The following is a 19,552-nucleotide window of genomic DNA, read 5'->3' as shown; positions in this document are numbered from 1 at the left end:
CTGCAATCCGTGCGGTCAGGCTTCGTAGAGCTCCAACGGGAGCCCGTCGGGGTCGGCAAAGAACGTAAAGCGCTTACTGGTGTACTCATCTACCCGCACCGGCTCACAGCTAACGCCGTGATCGGCCAGGTGCGCAATAGCTTCATCCAGGTCAGCCACCCGGAATGCCAGGTGACGCAAGCCTTGTGCTTCAGGTCTTGAAGGCCGCTGCGGAGCGCCAGGAAACGAAAACAACTCCAGTTGCGTGCCGTCGGGTAAGCGCAGATCGCATTTATACGACTGCCGTGCTTCACGATAATTCTCATCGAGTACAGTCAGACCCAGAATATGGGTGTAGAAATGTTTCGACACCGGATAATCGCTGCAGATCACGGCCACATGGTGGATACCTGCCAGTGTATTCATCAGGGCACTTCCTCGCCGCGAACGGTTTCCAGTAACAAATACCAGTGCTCTCTGGAAAGTATAATATCGGTGGCTCTGGCACAGGCGGCAATACGGTCCGGGTTGGTGGTGCCAATTACCGGCTGAATGTTTGCCGGGTGACGCATCAGCCAGCCCAACACAACGGCTTCTGGTGTTGTTTCATACTCACTGGCCAGTCTGGCGACCAGCTGCTGCACGGCACTGTCGGTGCTGTCTTGCGCCTGACCCCCGCTAAAGCGGCCCTGGGCAAGGCTGCCCCATGCCTGAAGCTGTACCTTGTTTTGCATGCAATATTCCAGCGTACCCGGCGCATAGCCCATTTGCCGGTTAGCCGGACTACCTGTGGTGATACCGTCTTCAAGCCAGTCACGAAAGCCCAGGCTCATCTCAAGCTGATTGGCCACAATGGGGGTATCCAGCGCACTTTGCAGATAAGCAATCTGGTGACTGTTCATATTCGACACGCCCACATGCCGTATTTTGCCCTGTTGTTGCAGTTGCATCAGGGTGGTGCAGAGTTCGTCCAGTTCCATTAATGGATCGGGACGGTGCAACAGTAGTATATCAAGGTGAGAGATGCCTAAGCGCTGCAGACTGTTGTCGACCGACTCAGTGACCCAGTGTGCTGAAAAGTCATAGCGTTTTGGTCCAAGTTCATCGGCAAAGCGTATGGCACATTTTGACTGCAAGATCATATCGTCGCGCATGGAAGGCGCTTCTTTCAATGCCTGGCCAAACACCGACTCAGCTTTACCCAGGGTATAAATATCGGCATGGTCGAATACTGTAATACCCTGCTCAAAGGCAGTATCGATAACAGTGCGAGCCTGTTTTATGTGGGCGGCAGTGAGCTGGCTATCGTCCCAGCTACCGCCTAATCCCATACAGCCATATACGAGCTGGCTGGCATTTGAAAACGTGTTTTTCATCATAACAGGTGTCCGTGGGGTATTTATTATCTAAAATTACCGGACAGCCTAGCATAAGCGTCGTTCTCGGGGGAAAGCCTATAGGCAGTTCAGGGAGAATGGGGCGCACGAATGAGTTTGTAAGGAAGGGGTAGTAATGTGCTGAACCAGAATTATTCTGAGAGCGTGAGTATCAACGTTAATCAGCTCGAGTGGGAAGCCTCACCCATGGCAGGAGTGTGGCGTAAAAAACTCGAACGGGAGAGTGCTGAAAGCGGCCGGGCTACGTCCATCGTGAAATACGAACCCGGCTCGGTTTTCAGCGAGCATGTCCACACCGGGGGCGAGGAAATCTATGTGATTGACGGGGTATTCAGTGATGAGACGGGCAACTATCCGGCTGGCAGTTATTTTCGTAATCCCCCTGGCACCGCCCACAGTCCCTATTCCGACTCTGGCTGCACGCTGTTTGTAAAACTGTGTTATTTCCGGGAAGGTGATAACCGTCAGTTAGTGCTGCAGCGTGAGCAGCTCGGCTGGCAGCAGGGTAAAAACAATGATGAACAAGTGTTTCCGTTACATCAGTTTCACCGGGAGGTAACGACCCTGGTTACTCTGGCGCCCAACACCCAGTGGGATTTTACGCACACCGCCAGTGGCAGAGAGATTCTGGTGCTTGAGGGGGAGCTGCGGTTAGCAGACCAACCTTACCCGGCACTCAGCTGGTTGCGATTTGCCAGTCACGACGCACGCTTTCTACACGCCGGACCTGCAGGCGCCACCCTGTTATTTAAAACCGGTCACTTATTACATCTGGAGGAAAATTATGCCAATTAGACTGCCGTGGTTTTTATGTGTTTGCCTGATGAGCCTGGGGTTGTTGGGGTGTACCGGCAAACCTGACAATGTCCAGCCGGTAACCAGTTTTGAATTACCGCGCTACCTGGGCAAGTGGTACGAAATAGCCCGGTTGCCACATTCGTTTGAGGAAGGTCTGTCCCACGTGACCGCTGAATACCGCCCCCGGGAAGAAGGCGGCATCACGGTCACGAACCGTGGGTTCAATCAGGCAGAAAGTGCCTGGGAAGAGGCCAATGGCAAGGCATTCTTTGTGAACGACAGCAACACCGGCCACCTGAAAGTTTCATTTTTCGGCCCCTTCTATGCCAGCTATATCGTTATGCAGCTCGATGACAACTATCAACACGCGCTGGTGACCGGGCCGGATAAAGATTATTTATGGATCCTGTCACGCACCCCGCAATTACCTGAGCCGGTAGTACAAGAGCTGGTGGCTTTCGCCGCACAAAAAGGCTATCCCGTGGACGAGCTTATTTATGTAGACCAGCAGGATCCGCCGGTAAGCAAGTGACTGGTTAATCGTTGGCGGCAGCTTCGTTTGCGGCATGGTATACTGCCAGAAATAACGTAATGAGGCAGAAAGGGTGCTGGAAGAAAGAGTCGTCACGCGGGCAAATGGTGCCTGTGAAATGTGTGGTCAACCGCAGGAGCTGCAATTACACACGGTTAGCGCTGCAGCTACCGAAGATACCGACACCGTATTTTTGGCCTGTGACACCTGTCGCAGCCAGATGAGTTCGGGTGATATCACTGATGTTAATCACTGGCACTGTCTGAATGACGCTATCTGGTCCCCGGTAATGGGTGTTCAGGCTGAGGCATATCGAATGTTAACGCGACTGTCTGGAGAGCCGTGGGCACAGGACTTACTGGATATAGTTTACCTGGATGACGGCGTGCGTAACCTTGCTGAAGCGGGTCTGGCGGACGCCAGCAGAGCGCCGACCCTGGATAATAACGGCACCCCCTTACAGGCCGGTGACACAGTGCACCTCATTAAAGATCTGCCGGTGAAAGGCGCGACGTTCAATGCGAAGCGGGGGACCGCCGTCCGGAATATCGGTCTGACCGACAATCCGGCGCAGATAGAAGGTCGGGTGAATGGCACGCGCATCGTGATTACCGCAGCGTATACCAAGAAAAGTTAGCAAATTTAATGCACTCAGCAGCCGGCCAGTGGTTATAATAACGCCAGTCTGGCTTGGTTAGAAAAATAAATCAGTAAGTAAAGAATAGAGCGAGATTTCATGCAGACGTTAACTCTCAGAACGCCGGACGACTGGCACCTCCATTTTCGCGATGACGACATGCTGCCAGAGACAGTGCCTGCCACTGCGCGTTGTTTCGCCCGCGGCATTGCTATGCCGAATCTGGTGCCGCCGGTTACCAACGCACAACTGGCGATGGCGTATAAACAGCGCATTCTGGATGCACGTCCAGAGGGCAGTCAGTTTGAACCGCTAATGACCTTATACCTGACCAACGCCACCACGCCCGAAGATATCCGCGAAGCCAAAGCCGCCGGCGTAGTCGCCTGTAAGTTGTATCCGGCTGGCGCGACCACCAATTCTGACGCTGCGGTGTCGGGAATTGAAGCCCTCTATCCGGTGTTTGAGACCATGCAGGAAGAAGGTTTATTGTTACTGATCCACGGAGAGGTGACCGATAACCATGTAGATATATTCGACCGTGAAAAGCTGTTTATTGAACAGAAGCTGGCGCCTATTGTAGCGGCATTTCCCGGTTTGAAAGTGGTGTTTGAACATATCACGACAGCGGACGCAGCACAGTTCGTAGTGGAGGCCAGTGATAATGTAGCCGCGACAATTACTCCTCAACACCTGCTGTTGAATCGCAACGACTTACTGGTAGGGGGCGTCCGGCCACATAATTACTGTTTGCCGGTGCTCAAACGCAATACCCACCAACAAGCGTTGCAGGAGGTAGTAGCCAGCGGCAACCGTAAGTTTTTCCTCGGCACCGACTCCGCCCCTCACGCCCGCCACAAGAAAGAGAACGCTTGTGGGTGTGCCGGCTGTTACAGTGCCTGGAGTGCTATTGAACTGTATGCTGAGATTTTTGACCAGCTGGGTGCATTGACACACCTGGAAGCGTTTGCCAGTGAAAACGGACCGGACTTTTATGGCTTGCCGCGTAATACAGGCACCATCACCCTGGTCAGACAGGACTGGCAGGTGCCGGAGACCGTAGCCCTGCCAGACGGCACCGATATTGTGCCGTTTTATGCCGGGCAAACCCTTGCATGGAAACTGGATACCCCCCTTGTCTGATGGAGCCCACTTGTGAGAAGTAAAACCTTGAGCGCATGGATAGTGCTGTTTGTGGCAGTGATCGCCCACAAGGTTAGCGCGCAGCCGGTTGATGAGGTTGGGCTGGCGGTTGCGCCGGTACCCATATTCAATACATTTAATGAAGAACAGGCTGGCGGCTTTAATGTGGAGGCAGTCACGGGGATCGCGGCTGCAGCGGGCCTGCAGGTCAGGCTGGAGGATGTCCCCTTCAGCGCCGTGGCACACGCCCAGGCCAGTGATCCCACCTTGCTGGCCGCATCCATTCCCAGAACCCCGGACAATGAGCACAATTATCACTGGATTACGCCCCTCACCGCCAGTCACATAGCGCTGTTTGTGCCACGTCTGCATCCGGTAGCTGCCCGGGATAATGTGGGCTTGTCCGACGTAGAGAGCATCGCCACCGTCAGGAAGGACTATCGTTTTGCGCTGGCAAAAGACAACTCCCGCAGCCGGGTGGTGGCGTTTGATACCTGGAGCGAGGCGATTGAGGCCGTGCTGAGTGGCAGTGTGGATGGTGTTTTCTTTACACATATTGGGTTACACATGGTATGCGAGCAGGCACAACTCAGCTGCTCGGGGTTGGTCCCCATCGTAGACTGGAGCACATCATACAACTATCTGGCGCTCAAAAAGCACCCCGGCAATGCGGCGCTGGCAGTGCAGTTGACCGAGGCAGCGGCGCGGTACAAAGCCAGTAATGAATTCGAGGAGCTGGTACACCGTACCGTTTCACAGCTGAAGGATAGAAAGATTTCGGTCGCAGTGCAGGATGGCGTAATAAGCTTTACCCGTCCGTTGGAACTGGCGGCCGATAATTTGTGGGTGATTGCTGCAGATGTGCCTTATTTCAGTGAGCAGGACAAGGGGACTGAGGTCACCGGCTATGCCGCTGACTTAGTAAAAGCGATCCTCAGTGAGGCAAAGGTAAAACAGCCTATTCTTACTGCGCCCTGGGAGCGGGTGTTGCGTGAGTCCGCCCGTCACCCCAACGTGGTGGCTTTTCCGGTTGCGCGAACCCCAGAACGGGAACACCTTTTTCACTGGATAACTCCCATAACCCGCAACCGGCATGGACTTTTCAGCACCCGGGAACAGGCCATCGAGTCGCTGAACGATGTGGCCGAGACTGCCGTGGTGGCGGTGCTGCGAAATGACTTTCGGGCTGTTGTGGCCCGCCAGGCCGGGTTAAAAACCCTGGCCTATGACAGTTGGCCGGAGGTGGTAGACGCGTTGCTGAAAGGCGATGCCGATTATCTGTTTGGTTCACGTTTTGCCGTACGCCTGGGGTGTGAACAGTTAAAGCGCAAATGTACTGATATCTCCCGGGTATACAATTATCAGGCAGTAGAAACCTATGTGGTGCTCTCTAAGGCAGACACTAATCCAATCCTGGCAGAACGTCTCAAACGCTCTGCACGAAATGTAAAGTCGTCAGCGGGTTTTCAGCGCTGGGTCAGCGCCTGGTCACAACAAATGCGCCAACGACACAACCTTGAACAACACGTCGATGAAGGCGTGGTAAATTTATGGAATAAGGACGAATAATTGAGTGATTTCGAAGGTCTGGCGGTGCACGCCGACATCGCCCGCGCCCTGAAAGACAATGGCATACACACATTATCACCGGTGCAAAAAGCCTCGCTGCCTGCTTCGTTAACGGGGCAGGACGTGATGGCCCAGGCGCAGACGGGGAGCGGTAAAACCCTGGCCTTCGCTATCCCTTGTATTCAGGCTGTGGATACCCGCGAACCTCATCCCCAGGCCCTAATCCTGTGTCCCACCCGGGAGTTGGCAGAACAGGTGGCCGAGCAAGTGCGCATGGCCGCCCGCTATATTCCCAACCTGAAAGTGCTGACCCTGTGTGGTGGTCAGCCCATGGGCCCGCAGATCCAGTCACTTAAACACGGCGGCCATATCATCGTGGGCACCCCGGGGCGCATCATGGATCATGTCCAGCGTCGACGGCTTATTCTCAATACGCTGAAGTGCCGGGTGCTGGATGAAGCAGACAGAATGCTGGATATGGGCTTCGAAGACGATTTGGCGGTGATCTTCGCCAAGGTGCCGGACACGGTGCAGACCTTGCTGATGTCGGCCACCTACACGCCGGCCGTCGAGGCGGTAGCCCAAGCTTATTTGCGCGATGCGGTGCAGGTGGATGTCACCGCTGAACAAAGCCACACACCGGATATCGAGCAAGTGGCGTACGAAACGCTGCCCCATACCCGTTTGCAGACGCTGAAAGCGGTGCTTACTCACTACCAGCCGGCCAGTGCAATTGTGTTTTGTAATACGCGCAAAGACGTCATGGAAGTGGTTGACGAGCTCATAGATGAAGGCTTTAACGCCGGAGGGTTGCAGGGGGAAATGGAACAGCAGGCGCGAACGGACGTATTGATGCGCTTTTCCAGTGATGCCATGAACGTCCTCGTGGCAACCGATGTGGCCGCACGCGGGCTGGATATAGAAGATGTGGCCTGTGTTATCAACTACACCGTAAGCGAAGAGCCCGAAGCGCACGTACACCGTATCGGCAGGACCGCCCGTGCGGGCAAGCAGGGCATCGCCATCACCCTGCTTACGCCACCGGATGTGGGTCACTGGAAGAAGATCACGGCTATGTTTACCACTGCCATTCCCGAAAAAGGGGCGCAGGCGTTACGGTTCCATAAGAATCGTATTGTGCAGCCGGATTACAATTGTATCGTGCTGAATGCGGGTAAGAAGCAGAAATTACGGCCCGGAGACCTGGTAGGCGCCTTAACCAAAGATGCCGATATTCCGGGTGAAGATATTGGCAATATCAAGGTACAAAGCAGCCAAAGCTACGTAGCCATTAAGTTACGCAGTGTAAAACGGGCTATGAAGCTGTTCAGGGAAGGCAAAATTAAAGGGAAACGGATCCGGGCAAAATGCCTGTAGCCGATGCGGCATGCACATTGCCTGTATGCCGCGGCTATGATAATTTCAGAGGTCAGCGAAACATCTTAATCCCCCCCGCAGCAGCGCGTACTCAGCGCCTGATAACAGTCCCCGGATACCGGACTGTCGGAGTCCGGGCGGGGTTGTATTATACCAGCTCAGGAGAACAGAATGTCGGGTGAAGACGCCTTATCGACGTTGTTACATAATCTTATGCCCGTTTTGGATACCCCTACTTATGTGTTTGTCACCGTGGATCCCACTGACATGCCAGATTGCCGGGTTGATGACATTAAGGGTATGTTCCGCGAGCGGGAAGGCACCACTCTGATTGTTCAGCAGGAGTATGCCGACAAGCATCAGCTGTCTTATGAAGGCACCTTCCGGTGTATCACCTGTGAGGTGCATTCCAGTCTGGAAGCGGTTGGCATGACAGCCGCCATGTCAGCGGTACTGACCCACGAAGGGATCAGTGCCAATGTTGTAGCCGCCTATTATCATGATCATATTTTTGTACCGGCCCATCGGGCAGACGATGCGGTAGCCGCCCTGGCCAGTTTGCAGGTGGAACGCTAACCTGCCGACATTGTGCGGTATCGTCCTACGAAAGCATCGCACGCAAACCTTTCCGTGGGCATGCCGGTATAAAGAAGTTGCAGCGCTACGCCGGATGAGATTCTGTATGATACCGGGGTAGGGTACGACGTCAGGCTAGCCGGTCTTATTTATTTTTTATCAGTCATAGCGGGACGCCATGTTTTCTTTTTTTGAACGCCTCACCCAGCCTTTTCCCGATGCCACGCCTACCCAGCCACCCAGTGGTATGCTGGCATTCTGCCGGTATTACACGCAGGGTATGTGGAAAATTATCCTGGTCGTGTCGTTGCTCAGTGCCATCGTGGCGGTGCTGGAAGTCGCCTTATTCGGTTTCCTTGGACAGATGGTCGACTGGTTTTCAGAACATGACCGTGCCACGTTCCTGCAACAGGAAAAGCTGACGCTGGTGTTGATGGGCTTCACCGTGCTGGTGCTGATCCCCGGTTTTATATTGTTGCGATCGTTATTCTCCCGCCAGTCTTTGCTTGGGAATTACCCCATGCGAATACGTTGGCAGGCGCATCGCTATTTGTTGGGGCAAAGCCTGAGTTTCTTCCAGAACGAATTTGCCGGGCGGGTGGCCACCAAGGTCATGCAGACCGCGCTGTCAGTGCGGGAAACCGTAATGAAGTTACTCGATCTGATGGTGTATATCAGCGTCTACTTCATCTCCATGGTGGTGTTGATATTCAGCACCGACTGGCGGCTGGCTGCACCGCTCATCGTGTGGTTTTTTGTGTATGTAGGCATTCTTAAAGTACTGGTACCCAGGCTCAAGCAGGTCTCGCAACGGCAGGCCGATGCCCGTTCCATCATGACCGGGCGTATTGTAGACAGTTACACTAACATCACCACCGTCAAACTGTTCTCCCACAGCCAGCGTGAAGCGGACTATGCCCGCGAGAGTATGGGTCGCTTCCTGTCTACCGTCTATCCCCAGATGCGCCTGGTCACGGTACTGGAATTTTGTGTGGAAATGGCCAACGCCATACTGATTTTCTCTGTGGGGGCCATGTCAGTGTACCTGTGGATGCACAATATCGTCTCGCCAGGAGATATCGCCGTGGCTATCAGTCTGTGTCTGCGTTTGAATGGCATGTCCCACTGGATCATGTGGGAGGTAACAGCATTGTTTGAGAACCTGGGGACGGTACAGGACGGGATTAATACGTTGGCCCAACCCGTCAGTGTCACCGACAAAACCAGCGCCCAACCGCTGAAGGTACGGGGGGGCGGCATTACTTTCCGCGATGTGCACTTTGCCTACGCGGGCAGCGACGCGACCCCAATTAAAGTGTTCGACAACCTGAATATTCAGATTAAACCCGGTGAGAAAGTCGGACTGGTGGGCCGTTCCGGCGCCGGTAAATCGACGCTGGTCAATTTGCTGATGCGCTTTTACGACGCCCAGCAAGGCGATATTCTGCTGGACGATCAACGGATTACCGATGTGCCTCAGGAAGAACTGCGGGCGCGAATATCCATGGTAACGCAGGATACGTCGCTGATGCATCGGTCGGTACGGGATAACATCGTGTACGGGCGCACCAATGCCACCGAAGAAGAAATGATTGCCGCAGCCAAGCAAGCCGAAGCGCATGAGTTTATTTTATCGCTGTCAGACAACGAAGGGCGCACAGGCTACGACGCTCACGTTGGCGAGCGGGGCGTGAAGCTTTCTGGCGGGCAACGTCAGCGTATTGCCATTGCCAGGGTACTGTTAAAGGATGCCCCTATTCTGATCCTCGATGAAGCCACATCGGCGCTGGACTCGGAAGTAGAGTCCGCCATTCAGCAATGCCTGAATACCGTGATGGAAAATAAAACGGTACTGGCCATTGCCCACCGGTTGTCGACCATTGCCCAGATGGACCGTCTTTTGGTGTTGGATAAAGGCAAGATTGTGGAAGCTGGCACCCACAGTGAACTGGTGGCAAAAAATGGCATATACGCTAAGTTATGGGCCCACCAGACCGGTGGATTTATCGGCGTGGAGTAGGGTAACTCCCAGAAAAGCGGGGTCAGCTGACTGTTGTAATGGCACACCCCGCATACGTATCCGGCCAATGTGCTTACCATAAAGCGCTTGTATCTCAAGGGCGGTTAAGTATAATACGCCTCCCTCCCTTGCGATACCGCACTTTCCTCAGAAATGACGCTACTATCACAAGGGCAGTGTAAGTGTATTTTGTCATCGTTGATGACACTAAAGGGGTGTAGTTCGAATTGGTAGAACAGCGGTCTCCAAAACCGATGGTTGGGGGTTCGAGTCCCTCCACCCCTGCCAGATTATTGTTTGCCGGTGAGCGGTAAATTTCAAACGACGCTGTAGTGCTAGGATCGTGACATGAGCGAAAAAACGGAAAAACAGTCCAATCCACTGGACATGTTCAAATGGCTGGTAGTCTTTGCATTACTGGCAGGCCTGGTTACCGCCAACACAGTTTACGGGGAAATTTCCGTACTGTATCGTGCGCTGGTAGCCGTAGTAGTAGTGGTAATAGCCGGGTTTATTGCCGCCACCACAGAGAAGGGCAGCACGTTTCTGAACTTTGCCAAAGACTCGCGTATGGAAGTACGCAAGGTAGTATGGCCAACGCGTCAGGAAGCTAATCAGACGACGCTGATTGTACTGGCTGCTACACTGGTAATGGCCCTAATATTGTGGGGCATCGATGGCATCATGGTGCGATTGGTTAGTTTTGTGACTGGAATAGGAGCGTAACGTATGTCTGAAGAAGAAGTGAAAAAAAGATGGTACGTGGTACAGGCTTATTCACAGTACGAATCACGGGTAAAAAAGACCCTTCTTGAATACATCAAGATGCACAATATGGAAGACTACTTTGGTCAGGTACTGGTACCGACTGAGGAAGTGGTTGAAATGCGCGCGGGTCAGAAGCGTAAGTCAGAGCGCAAGTTCTACCCAGGCTATGTACTGGTAGAAATGGCGATGAACGAAGATTCATGGCACCTGGTGAAAAGCGTTCCCCGTGTACTTGGCTTCATTGGTGGTTCATCTGATCGCCCTATGCCAATTTCACAGAAAGAAGCTGACGCTATTCTGAACCGGCTGGAAGAGTCGGTGGATAAGCCAAGACCAAAAACCCTGTTCGAACCAGGCGAAGTGGTTCGGGTTACCGATGGGCCATTTGCCGACTTCAACGGCGTGGTGGAAGAAGTGGATTACGAAAAGAGCCGCGTAAAAGTATCGGTGCTTATTTTCGGTCGTTCTACCCCGGTGGACCTGGAATTCGGTCAGGTCGAAAAGGGCTAAGCCCCATTTTAAGTAATATCGGAAAGCGGCTTCGGCCGCTTTTTTTGTGTCTGCCAGCCAGCGCGAACCAGAATGTTCCATCACTGACAAACCTTAGCGAGAGGGTTGACCGTCATTACCACCCCGGTCGGGTAGGGCTCGCTTTATACCCGTCATTACATCTGCTTACAAAATAACCACTTGCTCTGCGCTTGCCGGTTGCGTAGCTTAGAGCGTCTTAATCTGACTTTAGTAACACCATGTATCTGCAAATTTTGACCCCAATATTGTTGCTGCTAATGAGTCTGAATGCGTTTGGTGCTAACCAGACTGCCAGCGACCGGGGTGGAAAATGGAGTGACTTAGAAACCACCTTTGAACAACATGCCAAAGAAAATGGCATGCCGGGTATGGCAGCCGCGGTCGTAAAGGAGGGTCAGATTGTATGGTCATATACCCGCGGTTACAGCGAAGCCAATAATGAAATCCCCGTTAGCCTTGATACACCGTTCTGGATAGCCTCGGTAACAAAACCCTTCGTGGGCCTGACTTACTTATTGCTGGAACATGAGGGCAAGGTAGCGCTGTCAGAAAAAGCACATAAGACACCAAATTTTCAGAGTTTGTGTACCTGGCTGGCCAGTACCGAAATCCCGTTTGCAAAAGGCATGACGTGTAGCCGGGAGATTACGATAGAACATATCCTCAAACATCAAACCAACGCCGTGCCTGGCACCACGTTTATGTACAACCCTATTTTGTATTCCCGCTTGTCCAGACACCTGGAGCATAAGCTGGGAGAAGGCGTGGATGCAGTCGAAGGGCGCCACAACCGGCTCGGGCAACTGATTGAATCCTATATACTCACACCGGCAGGCATGAACAAAACAATGGCCAGTATGTGGGACCCCGCTAAAGCAGGCGTGTTGCAACAAATAGCGGATGGATTCAGGGTAAATGCTAACGGCGAGCGACAAAAACTCCCGCAACCTGAGAAGCACATTGCTGGCGGCGCTGGGGTCGTATCCACCATTAACGACCTGGTGAAATTTGAACGTCATGTCATGTTGGGAACCCTGTTGCCCGATGAAGTCACGAATAAGCTGTCTGCCTGGCCTGCCTTTGAAGATGGCAGCGCGGCACCTTACGGCTACGGCTGGTATTTTGAAAAGTACCAACAGGAAACGCTGATGTGGCACAGTGGCTGGGATCCTGAACATGGCTATTCAGCCATGTATTTGCGTATCCCGGATCGAAAGCTGACATTGATTGTGCTGGCTAACACTGAAAGTCTTTATTGGGCCAATAGTCTGACGAAGGCTGAAATAGTTAAGTCACCGCTGGCCAGAGCTTTCTTAGAAGAGGCGGTAGCAGCAAATGCCGGAATGTCAAAAATAACCCATTGCAAGGCTTGCTAAGGGTGCCTATTTGTTGTACATTACGCGCCCTTTTCAACGGAACGGGGAGCCGTTAGAGCAAATATTCTCGATATTTGCGAGGCGTTAGACCCAAACACGAGAGTTAGTAAAATGGCTAAAAAAGTAACTGGCTTAATTAAGCTTCAGGTTGCAGCAGGCGCTGCAAACCCTAGTCCACCAGTTGGTCCTGCACTGGGTCAGCATGGTGTGAACATCATGGAATTCTGTAAAGCGTTCAACGCGAAAACAGAAAGCCTGGAAAAAGGCGCTCCGGTACCAGTAGAAATCACGGTATACGAAGATCGTTCTTTCACATTCGTAACTAAAACGCCTCCGGCCTCTTTCCTGCTGAAAAAAGCTGCGGGAGTTAAGAGTGGTTCAGGCCGTCCTAACACTGAGAAAGTGGGTACTGTTACCCGTGCTCAATTGGAAGAAATTGCCAAGACAAAAGAGCCGGACCTGACAGCCGCTGATCTGGACGCAGCAGTACGCACTATTGCGGGTTCTGCTCGCTCAATGGGCTTGAACGTAGAGGACTAATCGAATGGCTAAATTAACGAAACGCGCTCGCCTGATCCGCGACAAAGTAGACGCGACTAAAGAATACGAAATTAACGAAGCCGTAGCGCTGCTGAAAGAACTGGCCACTGCCAAGTTCGCAGAAAGCGTTGACGTAGCCGTTAACCTGGGTATCGATGCGAAGAAATCTGACCAGAACGTACGTGGTGCTACCGTACTGCCAAATGGTACTGGTAAAGACGTTCGCGTTGCAGTGTTCACTCAGGGTGCCAACGCTGATGCAGCGAAAGAAGCCGGTGCTGACGTAGTCGGCATGGAAGACCTGGCAGAACAGGTTAAGAAAGGCGAAATGAATTTTGACGTAGTGGTTGCCAGCCCTGACGCGATGCGTGTTGTTGGTCAACTGGGTCAAATCTTAGGTCCTCGCGGCCTGATGCCAAACCCGAAAACGGGTACTGTTACACCAGACGTAGCGACTGCAGTTAAAAATGCAAAAGCGGGTCAGGTTCGTTACAGAAACGACAAGAACGGCATCATTCACGCCAGCATTGGTAAGATTGCTTTTGAAGCAAACCAAATTCAGGAAAACCTGGAAGCGCTGCTTGAAGCACTGAAGAAAGCCAAGCCTTCTTCTGCGAAAGGCACTTACATCAAGAAAGTAAGCCTGAGCACCACTATGGGTGCCGGTATTGCACTTGATAAAGCCAGCGTAGGCCAGTAATTCCCAATCGGTGATACTCACCGGTTTCTCTTAAAGGTTATGGGTTGGAGCTGTGTTGACACAGCTCCCGTCCAAGACCGCAGGTGTTACGCAGTAAAAGAGGTAAGAGAACTTTTACATTCAATGCGTAACTTAATCCAACAGCCTGCGCAGACGGTGGTTTGACTCAGACTCTCTGGGGTAACAAACACCGTAGAGCGGTATCACCAGCGCGAGTTGGCGATATCAATCTGTGAACCCTGACTGCGGAAGCGAGGATTCGCAACCAACGTCAGATACAAAGAGGTGAACTCAGTGGCACTAGGTTTAGCAGCAAAAAAAGAGATTGTAGCAGAGGTTTCCGATGTTGCATCTCGCGCTCTATCCGTTGCCGTCGCTGAATACCGTGGGATGGAAGTTGCAGAACTGACTGACCTGCGTGTTAAGGCCCGTGAACAAGGCGTCTACCTGAAAGTAGTACGTAACACACTGGCAAAGCGCGCGCTGGCAGACAGCAAATTTGCAGACTTGGATAGCGCCTTAACAGGTCCGCTTATCTACGGTTTCTCAATCGATGCACCGGGCGGTGCAGCGCGTCTGTTTAAAGACTTTGGGAAGCAAAACGATAAGCTGAAAGTTACTGCACTGTCTATTGGTAGTGGTCTACTTGGTCCAGAAAAACTGGATGCAGTGGCGTCACTTCCGACCCGCGACGAAGCGCTTGCAAAACTGCTTGCAACCTTCAAAGCACCGGTTGGCAAATTCGTTCAGACAATCAACGAAGTACCTACCAAATTTGTGCGTGTATTGGCGGCGATCAAAGACGAAAAGTAATTTTCGTTTTTGGCATATTGAATTTTTTAACTTATTAAACCCAGGAGTTTAGAGAAATGGCTCTAACCAAAGAAGATATCTTGAACGCGATTGCTGAAATGCCAGTTATGGAACTGGTTGAGCTTATCGAAGCAGCTGAAGAAAAGTTCGGCGTAGAAGCTACTGCAGCCGTTGCTGCTGCTCCAGTTGCTGGCGGCGAAGCTGCTGCTGCTGAAGAGCAAACTGAATTTGACGTTGTAATGACTTCATTCGGTGGCAACAAAGTTGCGGTAATCAAAGCAGTTCGCGGCGCAACTGGTCTTGGCCTGAAAGAAGCGAAAGAAGTAGTTGAATCTGCTCCTAAAGCTATCAAAGAAGGCGTAAGCAAAGAAGAAGCAGAAGAGCTGAAGAAGCAGCTTGAAGAAGCTGGCGCTGAAGTAGAAATCAAGTAATCTGACATTCAGATTACCTGCCTGAGACGGCAAGGCTGGTGGTTATTATTGACCACCAGCCTTTTTGCGCTGTAGGGTGTACAGTTTTTAACCCTTTACTGTACTATCAAATGCGCACCCGGTAATTCATAAAAAAAGCAGTAAACCAACAAGTTAACTAATAATTGGTTAAATTTTGTTGTATGCTGGTTGAATTGCCCGGAAAAGGGTCGTGGAAGTTTGTTGTTTGGTATTTGTTTAACACATATCGAACGGCAGGTTGGGTCATAAATCAGCAGGCTGAGGAACCCATGGTTTACTCTTATAGCGAAAAGAAACGCATCCGTAAGGATTTTGGCAAACGCCCACAGGTATTGGAAATTCCATACCTTCTTTCAATTCAGCTTGATTCCTTCAAAAAATTTATTGAAATCGATTCAGATGGACAATACGGTCTGGAAGCAGCTTTCCGTTCAGTATTCCCCATCAAAAGCTATTCAGGCAACTCAGAACTACAGTATGTTAGTTACCGTCTGGGTGAGCCTGTATTCGACGTCAAAGAATGTCAGATTCGCGGCGTCACATATTCAGCTCCACTAAGAGTAAAACTGCGGTTGGTCCTGTTTGACAAAGAAGCCGCCCCAGGTACCGTAAAAGACATTAAAGAACAAGAAGTGTACATGGGCGAAATTCCACTGATGACCGAGAACGGTACGTTCGTCATCAATGGAACTGAGCGGGTAATTGTGTCGCAACTGCACCGTTCTCCAGGTGTGTTCTTTGACCATGACAAGGGTAAAACCCACTCGTCAGGTAAAGTGCTGTATAACGCGCGGGTTATTCCATACCGTGGTTCATGGTTAGATTTCGAGTTCGACCCGAAAGATAACCTGTTCGTACGTATCGACCGTCGTCGTAAGCTGCCTGCCACTATTATTCTGCGTGCACTGGAAATGACTACCGAAGAAATCCTTGAGATGTTCTTCGAGAAAGTTCAGGTACGTATAGATAAAGACCGTGTAATGATGGAAGTGGTGCCGGATCGCCTGCGTGGTGAAACTGCCCAGTTCGACATCATGGATGCCGAAGGCAACGTCCTGGTGGAAACCGGTCGTCGTATTTCAGCGCGTCATACTCGCAGTCTGGAAAAAGCTGGCATCACCGAACTGGAAGTGCCGGCAGAGTACCTGATTGGCCGTGTATTCGCCGCGACTTACGTGAACGAAGACACCGGTGAAGTTATCGTTAATGCGAACGATGAGCTGACTCTGGAAACTCTGGCAGAACTGAGCCAGGCCGGAATCAAAGAATTCGAAACGCTGTACATTAACGAACTGGATCACGGTTCCTACATTTCCGATACGCTGCGTATCGACTCCAGCACTAACCGTCTGGAAGCGTTAGTAGAAATCTACCGCATGATGCGTCCTGGCGAGCCGCCAACAAAAGACGCTGCGGAAACGCTGTTCGACAACCTGTTCTTCTCAGAAGAACGGTATGACCTGTCGTCAGTAGGCCGAATGAAGTTCAACCGTCGTCTTGGCCGTGAAGAGCTGATTGGCAGTGGTACGTTAGACCGCGATGATATCGTGGCAGTCATGAAGCAGCTGATCGAAATCCGTGACGGTAAAGACGAAGTGGACGATATCGACCACTTGGGTAACCGTCGTATCCGCTCTGTCGGTGAAATGGCTGAAAACCAGTTCCGTGTAGGTCTGGTTCGTGTTGAGCGTGCTGTTAAAGAGCGCCTGAGCCTGGGTGACCTGGATAACACCATGCCGCAGGATCTGATCAACGCCAAGCCAATTTCTGCTGCCGTTAAAGAGTTCTTCGGTTCATCACAGCTGTCACAGTTTATGGACCAGAACAACCCGCTGTCAGAAGTCACGCACAAGCGTCGTATTTCGGCATTAGGTCCGGGTGGTCTTACCCGTGAACGTGCAGGCTTTGAGGTACGAGACGTACACCCGACTCACTATGGTCGTCTGTGCCCAATCGAAACACCGGAAGGTCCGAACATCGGTCTGATCAACTCATTGGCGAGCTTCGCGCGTACCAATGACTTTGGTTTCCTGGAAACTCCGTTCCGTCGTATCGTAGACGGCGTGGTTACCGAAGAAATCGATTACCTGTCAGCCATCGAAGAAGGTCAGTACGCTATCGCACAGGCAAACATTGCCCTGACCGAAGGCGGTGAACTGGTCGATGACCTGATTCCGTGTCGTCACCGTGGTGAAACCACGCTGATGCCAAAAGAAGACATCAAATACATGGACGTGTCGCCACAACAAATTGTGTCGATCGCGGCCAGTATTATTCCGTTCCTGGAACACGATGATGCTAACCGTGCACTGATGGGTGCCAACATGCAACGTCAGGCCGTTCCTACACTGCGTGCAGACAAGCCGCTGGTAGGTACAGGTATGGAACGTACCATTGCGGTTGACTCTGGTGTGACTGTGGTAGCGAAACGTGGCGGTACGGTTGATTACGTAGATGCCAGCCGTATTGTTATCAAGGTAAATGAAGATGAAATGCTGGCAGGTGAAGCCGGTATCGATATCTACAACCTGACCAAGTACACCCGTTCTAACCAGAACACCTGTATCAATCAGAAGCCTACCTGTAGTGTTGGCGACCCGATTGTTACTGGTGACGTGCTGGCCGACGGTCCGTCTACGGATTTAGGTGACCTGGCACTGGGTCAGAACATGCGTATCGCATTCATGCCGTGGAATGGTTACAACTTTGAGGATTCAATCCTTATTTCTGAGCGTGTTGCTCAGGAAGACCGCTTCACTACTATTCACATTCAGGAACTGAGCTGTATTGCCCGGGATACCAAATTAGGTCCGGAAGAGATTTCTTCTGATATTCCTAACGTGGGTGAGTCTGCACTGAGCAAACTGGATGAATCTGGTGTTGTTTACATCGGTGCGGAAGTGAAAGGCGGTGACATTCTGGTAGGTAAGGTAACGCCTAAAGGCGAAACCCAGCTGACACCAGAAGAGAAACTGTTAAGAGCAATCTTCGGTGAAAAAGCATCTGATGTTAAAGATACCTCACTGCGCGTACCTAACTCGGTACACGGTACGGTAATTGATGTTCAGGTGTTTACCCGCGACGGTGTTGAAAAAGACAAGCGCGCGCTGGAAATCGAAGACATGCAGCTGCGTCAGGTTAAGAAAGACCTGTCTGACGAGTTCAATATCCTGGCTGACGGCATCTTTGCCCGTGCCAAGAACACATTGACTCGCAACGGCATTGAAGAGTCTAAGCTTGAAGGTCTGCCACGCGAGAAGTGGTTTGAGATCACGCTGAAAGACGAAGATGCGCAGTTAGAGCTGGATCAGATTGCTGACCAGCACGCCGAAACCAAGGAAGCGTTTGATAAGAAGTTCGAAATCAAACGTCGCAAGATCACCCAGGGTGATGATCTGGCACCAGGCGTACTGAAAATCGTTAAGGTTTATCTGGCGGTTAAACGCCACATTCAACCAGGCGACAAAATGGCCGGTCGTCACGGTAACAAAGGTGTTATCTCGACTATCCAGCCTGTTGAAGACATGCCTTACGATGAACATGGCACACCAGTCGATATCGTGTTGAACCCGCTGGGTGTACCTTCGCGGATGAACATCGGTCAGATTCTGGAAACCCATTTGGGTATGGCTGCCCATGGTATCGGTGTGAAGATCGACCGCATGCTCAAAGAGCAGGAAGAAATGGCGAAACTGCGTAACTTCCTTAAAGAAGTTTACGAGTTGGGCGAGAATCACCAGGAAGTTGACATTGACAGCTTCTCGGATCATGAGATTAAGCGCCTGGCGAACAACCTGCGTAAAGGTGTTCCAGTGGCGACGCCAGTCTTCGACGGTGCCCGGGAATCGGAAATTAAAGAAATGCTGAAACTGGCAGATCTACCAGAAAGCGGTCAGATCACCATGTTTGACGGTCGTACCGGCCGCGCATTTGAACGTCCGGTAACCGTGGGTTACATGTACATGCTGAAACTGAACCACTTGGTTGATGACAAGATGCACGCCCGTTCTACCGGTTCGTACAGTCTGGTTACTCAACAACCTCTGGGTGGTAAAGCACAGTTCGGTGGCCAGCGCTTCGGTGAGATGGAAGTGTGGGCACTGGAAGCATACGGCGCGGCTTACACACTGCAGGAAATGCTGACAGTGAAATCGGACGACGTGAACGGCCGTACCAAAATGTACAAGAACATCGTCGATGGTGATCACAGAATGGAGCCAGGCATGCCTGAATCCTTCAACGTATTGCTTAAAGAGATCCGCTCGCTGGGTATTAACATCGAGCTGGAAGAGAAAAAGTAACACGGCAATCGCCACGTATTGACTAAGATGGCCCGGCTTTCGA

General features: G+C 51.8%; 18 protein-coding genes and 1 tRNA gene. 17 read left to right on the top strand and 2 right to left on the bottom strand.

Annotated features, from left to right (window positions below; translation table 11 throughout):
- Positions 1–15: 15 nt before the first annotated feature.
- Both gloA2 and OCL06_RS08240 read right to left on the bottom strand, forming a co-directional pair.
- Positions 16–405 (bottom strand): SMU1112c/YaeR family gloxylase I-like metalloprotein, encoded by a 390-nt coding sequence (gene gloA2 / locus OCL06_RS08245; protein ID WP_262993352.1) that lies wholly within the window; start codon positions 403–405, stop codon positions 16–18.
- A complete protein-coding gene (locus tag OCL06_RS08240) occupies positions 405–1,355 on the bottom strand; it encodes an aldo/keto reductase (RefSeq protein ID WP_262993865.1) in 951 nt (316 codons plus the stop codon). Before OCL06_RS08240 ends, gloA2 begins: the two co-directional genes overlap by 1 nt.
- A gap of 138 nt (positions 1,356–1,493) precedes the next feature.
- Here OCL06_RS08240 and OCL06_RS08235 point away from each other — a divergent pair, with 138 nt between their 5' ends.
- From OCL06_RS08235 to rpoB, 17 genes are all read left to right on the top strand, one after another.
- The gene (locus tag OCL06_RS08235; protein ID WP_262993350.1) at positions 1,494–2,171 is read left to right on the top strand and encodes a cupin domain-containing protein; all 678 of its coding nucleotides are present in this window, start codon (positions 1,494–1,496) and stop codon (positions 2,169–2,171) included.
- Positions 2,161–2,706 carry a lipocalin family protein gene (locus tag OCL06_RS08230; RefSeq protein WP_262993348.1) on the top strand — a complete coding sequence of 182 codons (546 nt, stop codon included), beginning with the start codon at positions 2,161–2,163 and terminating at the stop codon, positions 2,704–2,706. The genes OCL06_RS08235 and OCL06_RS08230 overlap by 11 nt, the downstream gene beginning before the upstream one ends.
- Before the next feature lie 73 nt (positions 2,707–2,779).
- On the top strand, positions 2,780–3,343 hold the full coding sequence (locus OCL06_RS08225) for a PhnA domain-containing protein (RefSeq protein WP_262993345.1): 564 nt from the start codon (positions 2,780–2,782) through the stop codon (positions 3,341–3,343).
- 99 nt (positions 3,344–3,442) lie between these two features.
- Positions 3,443–4,486, top strand: coding sequence for a dihydroorotase (gene pyrC, locus OCL06_RS08220; RefSeq protein ID WP_262993342.1), 1,044 nt, complete (start codon positions 3,443–3,445; stop codon positions 4,484–4,486).
- A gap of 12 nt (positions 4,487–4,498) precedes the next feature.
- Positions 4,499–6,055 (top strand): substrate-binding periplasmic protein, encoded by a 1,557-nt coding sequence (locus OCL06_RS08215; RefSeq protein WP_262993339.1) that lies wholly within the window; start codon positions 4,499–4,501, stop codon positions 6,053–6,055.
- Positions 6,056–7,432, top strand: a complete 1,377-nt coding sequence (gene dbpA / locus OCL06_RS08210) for an ATP-dependent RNA helicase DbpA (RefSeq protein ID WP_262993336.1) — start codon at positions 6,056–6,058, stop codon at positions 7,430–7,432. It abuts the gene before it with no gap.
- A 171-nt stretch (positions 7,433–7,603) separates the two neighbouring features.
- On the top strand, positions 7,604–8,008 hold the full coding sequence (locus OCL06_RS08205) for an ACT domain-containing protein (RefSeq protein ID WP_262993334.1): 405 nt from the start codon (positions 7,604–7,606) through the stop codon (positions 8,006–8,008).
- A 178-nt stretch (positions 8,009–8,186) separates the two neighbouring features.
- Positions 8,187–10,028 (top strand): ABC transporter ATP-binding protein, encoded by a 1,842-nt coding sequence (locus OCL06_RS08200; protein WP_262993332.1) that lies wholly within the window; start codon positions 8,187–8,189, stop codon positions 10,026–10,028.
- A gap of 211 nt (positions 10,029–10,239) precedes the next feature.
- Positions 10,240–10,316, top strand: a tRNA-Trp gene (locus OCL06_RS08195).
- Between the two features lie 60 nt (positions 10,317–10,376).
- Positions 10,377–10,754, top strand: coding sequence for a preprotein translocase subunit SecE (secE, locus tag OCL06_RS08190; protein ID WP_262993329.1), 378 nt, complete (start codon positions 10,377–10,379; stop codon positions 10,752–10,754).
- Positions 10,755–10,757: 3 nt separating this feature from the next.
- Positions 10,758–11,306, top strand: a complete 549-nt coding sequence (gene nusG / locus OCL06_RS08185) for a transcription termination/antitermination protein NusG (RefSeq protein WP_262993327.1) — start codon at positions 10,758–10,760, stop codon at positions 11,304–11,306.
- Between the two features lie 239 nt (positions 11,307–11,545).
- Entirely contained in the window at positions 11,546–12,703 is a 1,158-nt protein-coding gene (locus tag OCL06_RS08180) for a serine hydrolase domain-containing protein (RefSeq protein ID WP_262993324.1), read from the top strand.
- Between the two features lie 111 nt (positions 12,704–12,814).
- On the top strand, positions 12,815–13,243 hold the full coding sequence (gene rplK / locus OCL06_RS08175; RefSeq protein ID WP_262993322.1) for a 50S ribosomal protein L11: 429 nt from the start codon (positions 12,815–12,817) through the stop codon (positions 13,241–13,243).
- Between the two features lie 4 nt (positions 13,244–13,247).
- Positions 13,248–13,943: a 50S ribosomal protein L1 gene (rplA, locus tag OCL06_RS08170; RefSeq protein WP_262993320.1), complete on the top strand. Its 696-nt coding sequence runs from the start codon at positions 13,248–13,250 to the stop codon at positions 13,941–13,943.
- A 294-nt stretch (positions 13,944–14,237) separates the two neighbouring features.
- Entirely contained in the window at positions 14,238–14,756 is a 519-nt protein-coding gene (gene rplJ, locus OCL06_RS08165; RefSeq protein WP_262993317.1) for a 50S ribosomal protein L10, read from the top strand.
- Between the two features lie 56 nt (positions 14,757–14,812).
- Positions 14,813–15,187, top strand: coding sequence for a 50S ribosomal protein L7/L12 (rplL, locus tag OCL06_RS08160; RefSeq protein ID WP_262993316.1), 375 nt, complete (start codon positions 14,813–14,815; stop codon positions 15,185–15,187).
- Between the two features lie 290 nt (positions 15,188–15,477).
- A complete protein-coding gene (gene rpoB / locus OCL06_RS08155; protein ID WP_262993313.1) occupies positions 15,478–19,509 on the top strand; it encodes a DNA-directed RNA polymerase subunit beta in 4,032 nt (1,343 codons plus the stop codon).
- Positions 19,510–19,552: the final 43 nt, after the last annotated feature.

This window comes from Alteromonas salexigens (genome assembly GCF_025628895.1).
Classification (GTDB): domain Bacteria; phylum Pseudomonadota; class Gammaproteobacteria; order Enterobacterales; family Alteromonadaceae; genus Alteromonas; species Alteromonas salexigens.
Note: the sequence above shows the minus strand (reverse complement) of the source record. Positions and strands in the feature narration are given on the sequence as shown.

Coding starts and splice junctions, on each gene's coding strand:
- gloA2 (WP_262993352.1), bottom strand. CDS start 405: ATGAATACACTGGCAGGTATCCACCATGTGGCCGTGATCTGCAGCGAT.
- OCL06_RS08240 (WP_262993865.1), bottom strand. CDS start 1,355: ATGAAAAACACGTTTTCAAATGCCAGCCAGCTCGTATATGGCTGTATG.
- OCL06_RS08230 (WP_262993348.1), top strand. CDS start 2,161: ATGCCAATTAGACTGCCGTGGTTTTTATGTGTTTGCCTGATGAGCCTG.
- pyrC (WP_262993342.1), top strand. CDS start 3,443: ATGCAGACGTTAACTCTCAGAACGCCGGACGACTGGCACCTCCATTTT.
- OCL06_RS08205 (WP_262993334.1), top strand. CDS start 7,604: ATGTCGGGTGAAGACGCCTTATCGACGTTGTTACATAATCTTATGCCC.
- OCL06_RS08200 (WP_262993332.1), top strand. CDS start 8,187: ATGTTTTCTTTTTTTGAACGCCTCACCCAGCCTTTTCCCGATGCCACG.
- secE (WP_262993329.1), top strand. CDS start 10,377: ATGAGCGAAAAAACGGAAAAACAGTCCAATCCACTGGACATGTTCAAA.
- nusG (WP_262993327.1), top strand. CDS start 10,758: ATGTCTGAAGAAGAAGTGAAAAAAAGATGGTACGTGGTACAGGCTTAT.
- OCL06_RS08180 (WP_262993324.1), top strand. CDS start 11,546: ATGTATCTGCAAATTTTGACCCCAATATTGTTGCTGCTAATGAGTCTG.
- rplK (WP_262993322.1), top strand. CDS start 12,815: ATGGCTAAAAAAGTAACTGGCTTAATTAAGCTTCAGGTTGCAGCAGGC.
- rplA (WP_262993320.1), top strand. CDS start 13,248: ATGGCTAAATTAACGAAACGCGCTCGCCTGATCCGCGACAAAGTAGAC.
- rplL (WP_262993316.1), top strand. CDS start 14,813: ATGGCTCTAACCAAAGAAGATATCTTGAACGCGATTGCTGAAATGCCA.
- rpoB (WP_262993313.1), top strand. CDS start 15,478: ATGGTTTACTCTTATAGCGAAAAGAAACGCATCCGTAAGGATTTTGGC.